The sequence below is a fragment of the Streptomyces sp. NPDC054956 genome (assembly GCF_053609185.1).
Genome location: NZ_JBSGXB010000356.1, coordinates 1 through 7,110 on the forward strand (window position 1 = coordinate 1; position 7,110 = coordinate 7,110).

Sequence of the window (7,110 nt, forward strand, 5' to 3'; positions counted from 1 at the left end):
GCTCGTGCCCCGGGCGCGGCACCGGCGGGGAAGCCGGCCGTCAGGGCCTGACGACCGCCTGCCAGCCGAGCGGGCACACGACGCCCGCGGCCGAGTAGTCACAGAAGATCTCGGAGACGTCCCCGCCCGTCGTCAGCACCTTCACGTACGCCCGGTAGCCGGTGAAGGTGATGGACACCCCGCACGCGTCCTTCGGGAAACCCGGATTGGCCGGCGTGGTGAGGTCCTTCCAGGAGTACGGACCCACCCCCGTCCCGACCACGGTCCGCCGGCCGATGTGCGCCCGCCCCCGGCTCAGCGCCGCACTGAGCTCCTGATCGCCCTGCGCCTTGACCGAGTCCATGTCGACGCACGGCCCGGCCGGACCCCGGTCGCCCTTCGGCCCGCGGTCGCCCTTCGGCCCGCGCGGCCCCGGACACCCGCCGCCACCGGTCGCCGGCACCGACCGCTTGGCGGCCTTCGCGCTCGCGGCGGCCTTCGCGCCCTTGGCCGACCGCACCCCGTCCGCCCCGACGGACTGCGTGCACGAACCACCACCGGCCGCCGCCGCCACCGGAACCGAGACACCCGTGAGCACCAGGGCCAACGGCAGGACGAACCCGCCGGCCACCCAGGCCGCCCGCCGCCCCGCCTCGCTGAAGTAACCCATCCGTCGCCCACTCCTCACACCGCCGTACCGAACGACGTGGAGCATCCCCCGCAACCACCCACCGGGATGGAACGACTGACGGAATGTCGGACATATGTCATCGGGATGGCCGAACGACACGCACCCCCGTTGCGCCGAACGGCGGCCCGTCGGCGGGCACCCCGTACGGCGAGACGACAATCATTGCCCGCGGTCACCCCTCGTGATACACAGAGTGACCATACGTTCTTTCCCCCACACGCCGCCCGAGCCCAGGTCAGGGCATACGAGCGGAACCCGGCGCGACAGATCGGGTAAAGAGAGCTGCCAAGTCGACATACGACGGCGGTTTCATCAGCGAAGATAGTGCGTGACCCCTGCCGTCCGGGCGAGGGCTACCGGAACTACCCATACAGGGGCGGTGAGTTACATGATCCTGGCAGCCGAAAAAGGCGACATCACCACCATCATCGGCGGAATCGCCCCGAACTGGGGGCCGTTCGGCAGTCTCGGCAACGAAGCGAAGGTCATGGTCGAGGTGGTCATGGCCGTCGCGATCCTGCTCTGCCTCGGCATCGCCATCTGGGGCGCGGCCAAACAGCGCATCGGCGCGACCGCACTGCGCGACACCTTCAGCGCGGAACAGGGCAAGGGCCTCATCGTGGCCGGCCTGACGGGCGTCTTCATCATCGGCTCCCTCGGCACCCTCTTCACCATCGTGTACGGAATGGCCGTCTAGCCAGAGCCCGATGAGGACCCACCACGCCGCGCCTGCGCGGATACCAGCGCTACCGTCGTACGAGGCGGAGGGGGCGAACACCCAATGAGCAGCGACGACCAATACGGTGGCGGCGGCGCGGGCCACGGCGAGGTCGGCGGCACGGGCCAGACCCGTACCCGCTTCCCGGAATCCGCCTCGGACCCGTACGGAACCCCCCGCCGCACCCCCCGCGCCTCGCGCGGCCTGATCGCGGTCGTCGGCGTGGTGGTCCTCCTGATCGCAGCCATCGCCTTCGCGAACCAGTCCCACTCCCCCACCACCACCCCACCCGCCTCGGACAAACCCCAGGCCCCCAACCCAACGGCAGCCACGGGCGTCCCGCCGGTGGGGAGCAAGTCGTCCGGGATTCCCTCCGGTTTCCCGCAGGATCAGCAGGGCGCCCAGTCGGCGGCGTCGAACTATGCCGTGGCACTGGGTTCTGACGGCATGTTCAATCCTGCGCGCAGACACGCCATCGTGGACGCCGTCGCGGACGAGAGCACCCGGACGAAGCTGCAGAGCGGATTCGACGCGGACTACTCCGCCGGGCTGCTCTCCCAGATCGGCCTGACCAAGGACGGCTTCGCCCCGACCGGTTCCACGTTCGTCAACCGGACCGTGCCGGTCGGCGCCAAGGTCAAGAGCTTCTCCGGCGGGAACGCCACGGTCGACGTCTGGTGCATCGGCATGTTCGGCCTGACCGGCGAGAAGTCCACCCGGCCCGTGACCAACGGCTGGTTCACCATCTCGCTGACCCTCAAGTGGAACGGTTCCGACTGGAAGGTCGTCGAAACCGCCCAGACCGACGGTCCCACCCCGGTCACCGGCGACAACCCCGTATCCACCTCCGACGAGATCGGCCGCGCCGTCACCGAATTCGGAGGCTTTACCTATGCCCGGTAGCCGAAGGCCCTCACTCCGCGGCATCGGTGCCACGGCAGCGGCCGTTCAGACCGCGGTCATCCTCCTCGCCGCGCGCGCGGCCGCCGCACCCACACCGACGCCGACGCCGTCCCCGGCACCGAGTGCGAGCAAGGACGCCTGCGCGCTGATCGCGGGCCCGGCCAGGGAATACTGCGAACGAGGCGAAGGCGCCACCCAACCCCCCCGAACGGGCCTCGCCCCCAGCGACCCCACCGACGCCCTCAACCCCCTCTCCTCCCTCGCCAAGGGCTGCGCAGACGCCGCCGCCTGGATCGTCGGCGAACTCAGCAAGGCGGTCAACGGCACCGCCAACGTCGACTTCACCAACGGCGCCTTCCTCAAGCAGTACGCCATCGTCTTCGCCGCCTCCACCATCCTCACCCTCGTCCTCTGGCTCTTCGCCGTCGCCAAACGAGCCATCCGCGGCGTCCCCTTCGCCACCGCCATGTCGGAAGCCATCGGCTTCCTCTGGCTCACCGTGCTGGCCTCCGCCTTCACCCCCCTGATCCTCTACACCGTCGTCTCCGCCACCGACGGCGTCACCGAGGTCATCGCCTCCGCCACCGGCGGCCAGACCGACGTCTTCTTCGGCTCCTTCGCCGAGGCCCTCAAGAAGGGCGACGACATCGGCGGCGGCCCGATCATGCTGATCGTCGTCGCGCTCGTCACCGTCGTCGCCGCCGGCATCCTCTGCCTCGAGCTCGTGATCCGCGCCGCGCTGCTCTACGTCGGCGCCCTCCTCGGCACCGTCGTCTACGCCGGCCTCGTCGACCGCAACCTCTGGGGCCACGTCCGCCGCTGGGCGGGCATCATGATCGCCGTCATCCTCGTGAAGCCGGTCATCGTCATCGTCCTCGGCCTCGCCGGGGCCCTGGCGGGCGACAAGGGCCCCAATGCCTTCTCCGCCGTCGTCTCCGGCCTCGCCATCATCCTCCTGGCGATCTTCGCCTCCGCGATGATCTACCGCTTCGTACCCGGCTTCGGCGACGAGATCGCCTCCGCCCGCACCAGCCGCAGCAAGGCCACCGACGGCGCCCAGGCGGCCGCCGTCATCAGCTCCCCCGCCTCCCTCGTCTCCCAGGGCATCAAGACCCACAGCAGCCGAGGCGGCGGTGGCGGCGCCCACCGCGCGAGCGGCGGCGGTGGCGGCGACGCCAACCAGATCTCCGGAGGCATGGCCGCACACAGCAGCCGCGGCTCCGGCGGCGGAAGCGGCGGGGCCGGCCCGGCCGCCGCACCCCCGCCCCGTACGGGCTCCAGCACGAGGAACACAGGAGGTGACGGGCGGTGACGACCCAGTCCCACCACCAGCTCCACCCGGTCGCGCCCCGCCGCACGTATCTCATCGGCCGGGCCCGGCCGAACGCGATCGTCGGCAAGAACCGCGAGACCGGCGAGATCGCCCTGATCATCGCCGGCGCGTTCCTCGGCATGATGAGCGGACTGCTCGTCCCCGACCTCACCCTGCGCATCGTCACCCTCGCCGGCTTCCCGATGCTCGCGCTCGCCGCCGTCTACGTCCCGTACCGCGGCCGCACCTTCTACCGCTGGTTCGAGATCAACCGCAGCTACAAGCGCACCCTGCGCCGCGGTACCACGTTCCGCTCGGGCGCCATGGAGGCCGGCATCCGCGCCGCCGACGGCCGCGAGGTCGAGGTCGGCCCGCCCCCGGGCATCGGCCGCATCAACTGGCTCGCCGCCCCCTTCGGCCCCGACGAGATCGCCGTCCTGCTCCACGCGGACCGCAGAACCGTCACCGCCGCCATCGAGATCGAGGGCCCCGGCGTCGGCCTGCGCGACAGCGAGGACCAAGAGGCCCTCGTGGACCGCTTCGGCACCCTCCTCAAGCACGTGGCCAACGGCGACGGGTTCGTCACCCGCCTGCAGATGCTCGTACGCACCCTGCCCGCCGACCCCGAGGCCCACGACAAGGACGTCGCCCTGCGCGGCGACACCAACGCCCCCGCCTGGCTGCGCGATTCGTACGACCAGCTCCAGTCGATGGTGTCCACCTCCTCCGAGCAGCACCGCGCGTACCTCGTCGCCTGCATCCACTTCACGCGCGAACTCGCCGCCGAGGCCCACACCATCGCCCGCGCGGCCACCCCGCACAAGGGCCGCAAGCTCGACCGCGACGCCGGCCTCGCCATCGTCATGGCCCGCGAACTCACCGACATCTGCGCCCGCCTCGCCGAGGCCGACATCCGTGTCCGCCAGCCGCTGGGCCAGGGCCGGCTGTCCTCCCTCGTCCACTCCATGTACGACCCGGACCACCCCATCGACCACATCCAGGCCATGACCAAGCGCAACGCCTGGCCGGCCGAACTCGACGCGGTGGAACCCACCTACCTCCAGGCCAAGACCCGCGAGTCCTCCACCCGCGCCCCCTGGTGCCACGCCACGGCGTGGATCAAGGAATGGCCGATGACTCCGGTCGGCGTGAACTTCCTCGCGCCCCTCCTCGTCCACACCCCCGACGTGATCCGCACGGTCGCCGTCACCATGGACCTGGAGCCCACCGAGATCGCCATCGAGCGCATGCTCACCGAGAAGACCAACGACGAGGCCGACGCCAGCCGCGCCGCGAAGATGAACCGCACCGTCGACCCCCGCGACATCGCCGCCCACGGCCGGCTCGACCAGCGGGGTGAAGATCTCGCGAGCGGTGCGGCGGGAGTCAACCTGGTCGGGTACATCACGGTGTCCTCGCGCTCACCCGAAGCCCTCGCCCGGGACAAGCGGACCATCCGCGCCTCGGCGGGCAAGTCGTACCTGAAGCTCGAATGGTGTGACCGCGAGCACCACCGCGCCTTCGTCAACACCTTGCCGTTCGCCACCGGCATCCGACGCTAGCTGGAGGGAATGGCCGCCCATGCGAGATCCCATGTCCGCCCTGACGGACGCCTTCACCAGCTTCCTGTTCGGCAAGGTCGAAACCACGCGCCTGCCCGTCCGTACCTCCACGGGCCAGGCCCAAGCGGTCTACCTCCCCACCGCCGCCCCCGGACTCGGCGACTCCGGCGTGATCATCGGCCGTGAGGTCTACAGCGGCAAGGGCTACATCTACGACCCCTTCCAGCTGTACGGCCAGCAGCTCCCGGCCCCCCACTGGCTGGTCCTGGGCGAGTCGGGCAACGGCAAGTCGGCCCTGGAGAAGACCTACGTCCTACGCCAACTGCGCTTCCGGGACCGCCAGGTGGTGGTCCTGGACGCCCAGGGCGAGGACGGCGTCGGCGAGTGGAACCTCATCGCCCAGCAGCTGGGGATAACCCCCATCCGCCTGGACCCCATCGCCGCCAACGACGACGGGATCCGCCTCAACCCCCTCGACCCCGCGATCACCGCGACGGGTCAGCTCGCGCTGCTCCGGACCATCATCGAAGTCGCCATGGGCCACGGCCTCGACGAACGCTCGGGCTTCGCGCTCAAGGTCGCGCACGCGTACGTGGTGGAGACGATCACGGACCGCCAGCCGGTCCTCACCGACATCGTGGAACAACTGCGCCATCCGGAGCCCGAATCCGCCCTCGCGATGAACGTGGCCATAGACGACGTCCGGGCCTGGGGCCTCGACGTCGCGCTCGTCATCGACCGCCTGGTCGACGGCGACCTCCGCGGCATGTTCGACGGCCCGACGACGGTCGGCATCGACCTCGACGCCCCCCTGATCGTCTTCGACCTCTCCCACATCGACCGCAACTCCATCGCGATGCCGATCCTGATGGCGATCGTCGGCGTGTGGCTGGAACACACCTGGATCCGCCCGGACCGCAAGAAGCGCATCTTCCTGGTCGAAGAGGCCTGGCACATCATCAACAGCCCCTTCGTGGCCCAGCTGTTCCAACGCCTCCTCAAGTTCGGCCGCCGCCTCGGCCTGTCCTTCGTGGCCGTGGTCCACCACCTCTCGGACGTGGTCGACGGCGCGGCGGCCCGCGAAGCGGCAGCGATCCTCAAGATGGCCTCGACCCGCACGATCTACGCCCAGAAGGCGGACGAGGCCCGCGCCACGGGCCGCGTCCTGGGTCTCCCGCGCTGGGCGGTGGAGATCATCCCGACGCTCACCCCCGGCATCGCCGTCTGGGACGTCAACGGCAACGTCCAGGTCGTCAAACACCTGATCACCGAAGCCGAACGCCCCCTGGTCTACACGGACCGCGCCATGACCGAATCCTCGGCCCAGCACCGGCTCCCCGACGACCTCCTGGCCGCCGAACTGGAAACAGAAGAACGAGCGCTTCTGATGGAACGCCACCGCAACGGCGGCGGCTCGGCGACAACGGTGGCCTGACATGCCCGACCGCACGGACCGCACCCCCCAGGGCGGCATCCCGGACGGCCTCCTCGTGGGCCTCCTGGCCTTCCTCCTCGGCCTTGCCGTCCTGATCTGGACCTCCACCGGCCTGGCCGCCCTCTTCACCAAGGGCGCCTGGCCGGACAAGGTCACCTTCACCCGCACCCCGACCGCGGTCCGCTCGCTGATAGCTCAACCCCACGACATCCCGGCCGCCTGGCCGGACACCCCCGCCGAGTCCCTCTCCAACTGGGGCCTCTTCTGGGGCCTCTTCATCAGCCAGCTCCTGATCCTCCTAGTCCTGACGATCTTCATCCTGGGCATCATCACCCGCACCAAATCCCGCCGCAGAAACCAACACCCAACGCCACAGACAACTCCACCCCCGCCGGCCAATCCAGCGCCGCAACCAAATCCAGCCCCGCCGGCGTTTGAGGCGCGGGGGTCCGGGGGCCGGCCCCCGGCAGCGGCGCCGCGGACGGCAACGGGTCCGGGGCGGAGCCCCGG

General features: G+C 70.4%; 6 protein-coding genes and 1 pseudogene. 6 read left to right on the top strand and 1 reads right to left on the bottom strand.

The features are described from left to right. Nucleotides 1-40: 40 nt before the first annotated feature. Nucleotides 41-649, bottom strand: a complete 609-nt coding sequence (locus ACWGDE_RS33885; protein WP_453392893.1) for a hypothetical protein — start codon at nucleotides 647-649, stop codon at nucleotides 41-43. 409 nt (nucleotides 650-1,058) lie between these two features. Between ACWGDE_RS33885 and ACWGDE_RS33890 the strand changes: the two genes are divergently transcribed. From ACWGDE_RS33890 to ACWGDE_RS33915, 6 genes and pseudogenes are all read left to right on the top strand, one after another. Next, nucleotides 1,059-1,367 (top strand): hypothetical protein, encoded by a 309-nt coding sequence (locus ACWGDE_RS33890; RefSeq protein ID WP_136213834.1) that lies wholly within the window; start codon nucleotides 1,059-1,061, stop codon nucleotides 1,365-1,367. 84 nt (nucleotides 1,368-1,451) lie between these two features. Beyond that, nucleotides 1,452-2,291 carry a hypothetical protein gene (locus ACWGDE_RS33895; protein ID WP_453392894.1) on the top strand — a complete coding sequence of 280 codons (840 nt, stop codon included), beginning with the start codon at nucleotides 1,452-1,454 and terminating at the stop codon, nucleotides 2,289-2,291. Then, nucleotides 2,281-3,603: a hypothetical protein gene (locus ACWGDE_RS33900; RefSeq protein WP_453392895.1), complete on the top strand. Its 1,323-nt coding sequence runs from the start codon at nucleotides 2,281-2,283 to the stop codon at nucleotides 3,601-3,603. Before ACWGDE_RS33895 ends, ACWGDE_RS33900 begins: the two co-directional genes overlap by 11 nt. After that, nucleotides 3,600-5,165, top strand: coding sequence for an SCO6880 family protein (locus tag ACWGDE_RS33905; RefSeq protein WP_453392896.1), 1,566 nt, complete (start codon nucleotides 3,600-3,602; stop codon nucleotides 5,163-5,165). Before ACWGDE_RS33900 ends, ACWGDE_RS33905 begins: the two co-directional genes overlap by 4 nt. A gap of 19 nt (nucleotides 5,166-5,184) precedes the next feature. Next, on the top strand, nucleotides 5,185-6,600 hold the full coding sequence (locus ACWGDE_RS33910) for an ATP-binding protein (protein ID WP_453392897.1): 1,416 nt from the start codon (nucleotides 5,185-5,187) through the stop codon (nucleotides 6,598-6,600). Nucleotide 6,601: 1 nt separating this feature from the next. After that, a pseudogene (locus ACWGDE_RS33915) lies at nucleotides 6,602-7,110 on the top strand (type VI secretion protein); the annotation flags it as partial.

Coding starts and splice junctions, on each gene's coding strand:
- ACWGDE_RS33885 (WP_453392893.1), bottom strand. CDS start 649: ATGGGTTACTTCAGCGAGGCGGGGCGGCGGGCGGCCTGGGTGGCCGGC.
- ACWGDE_RS33890 (WP_136213834.1), top strand. CDS start 1,059: ATGATCCTGGCAGCCGAAAAAGGCGACATCACCACCATCATCGGCGGA.
- ACWGDE_RS33895 (WP_453392894.1), top strand. CDS start 1,452: ATGAGCAGCGACGACCAATACGGTGGCGGCGGCGCGGGCCACGGCGAG.
- ACWGDE_RS33900 (WP_453392895.1), top strand. CDS start 2,281: ATGCCCGGTAGCCGAAGGCCCTCACTCCGCGGCATCGGTGCCACGGCA.
- ACWGDE_RS33910 (WP_453392897.1), top strand. CDS start 5,185: ATGCGAGATCCCATGTCCGCCCTGACGGACGCCTTCACCAGCTTCCTG.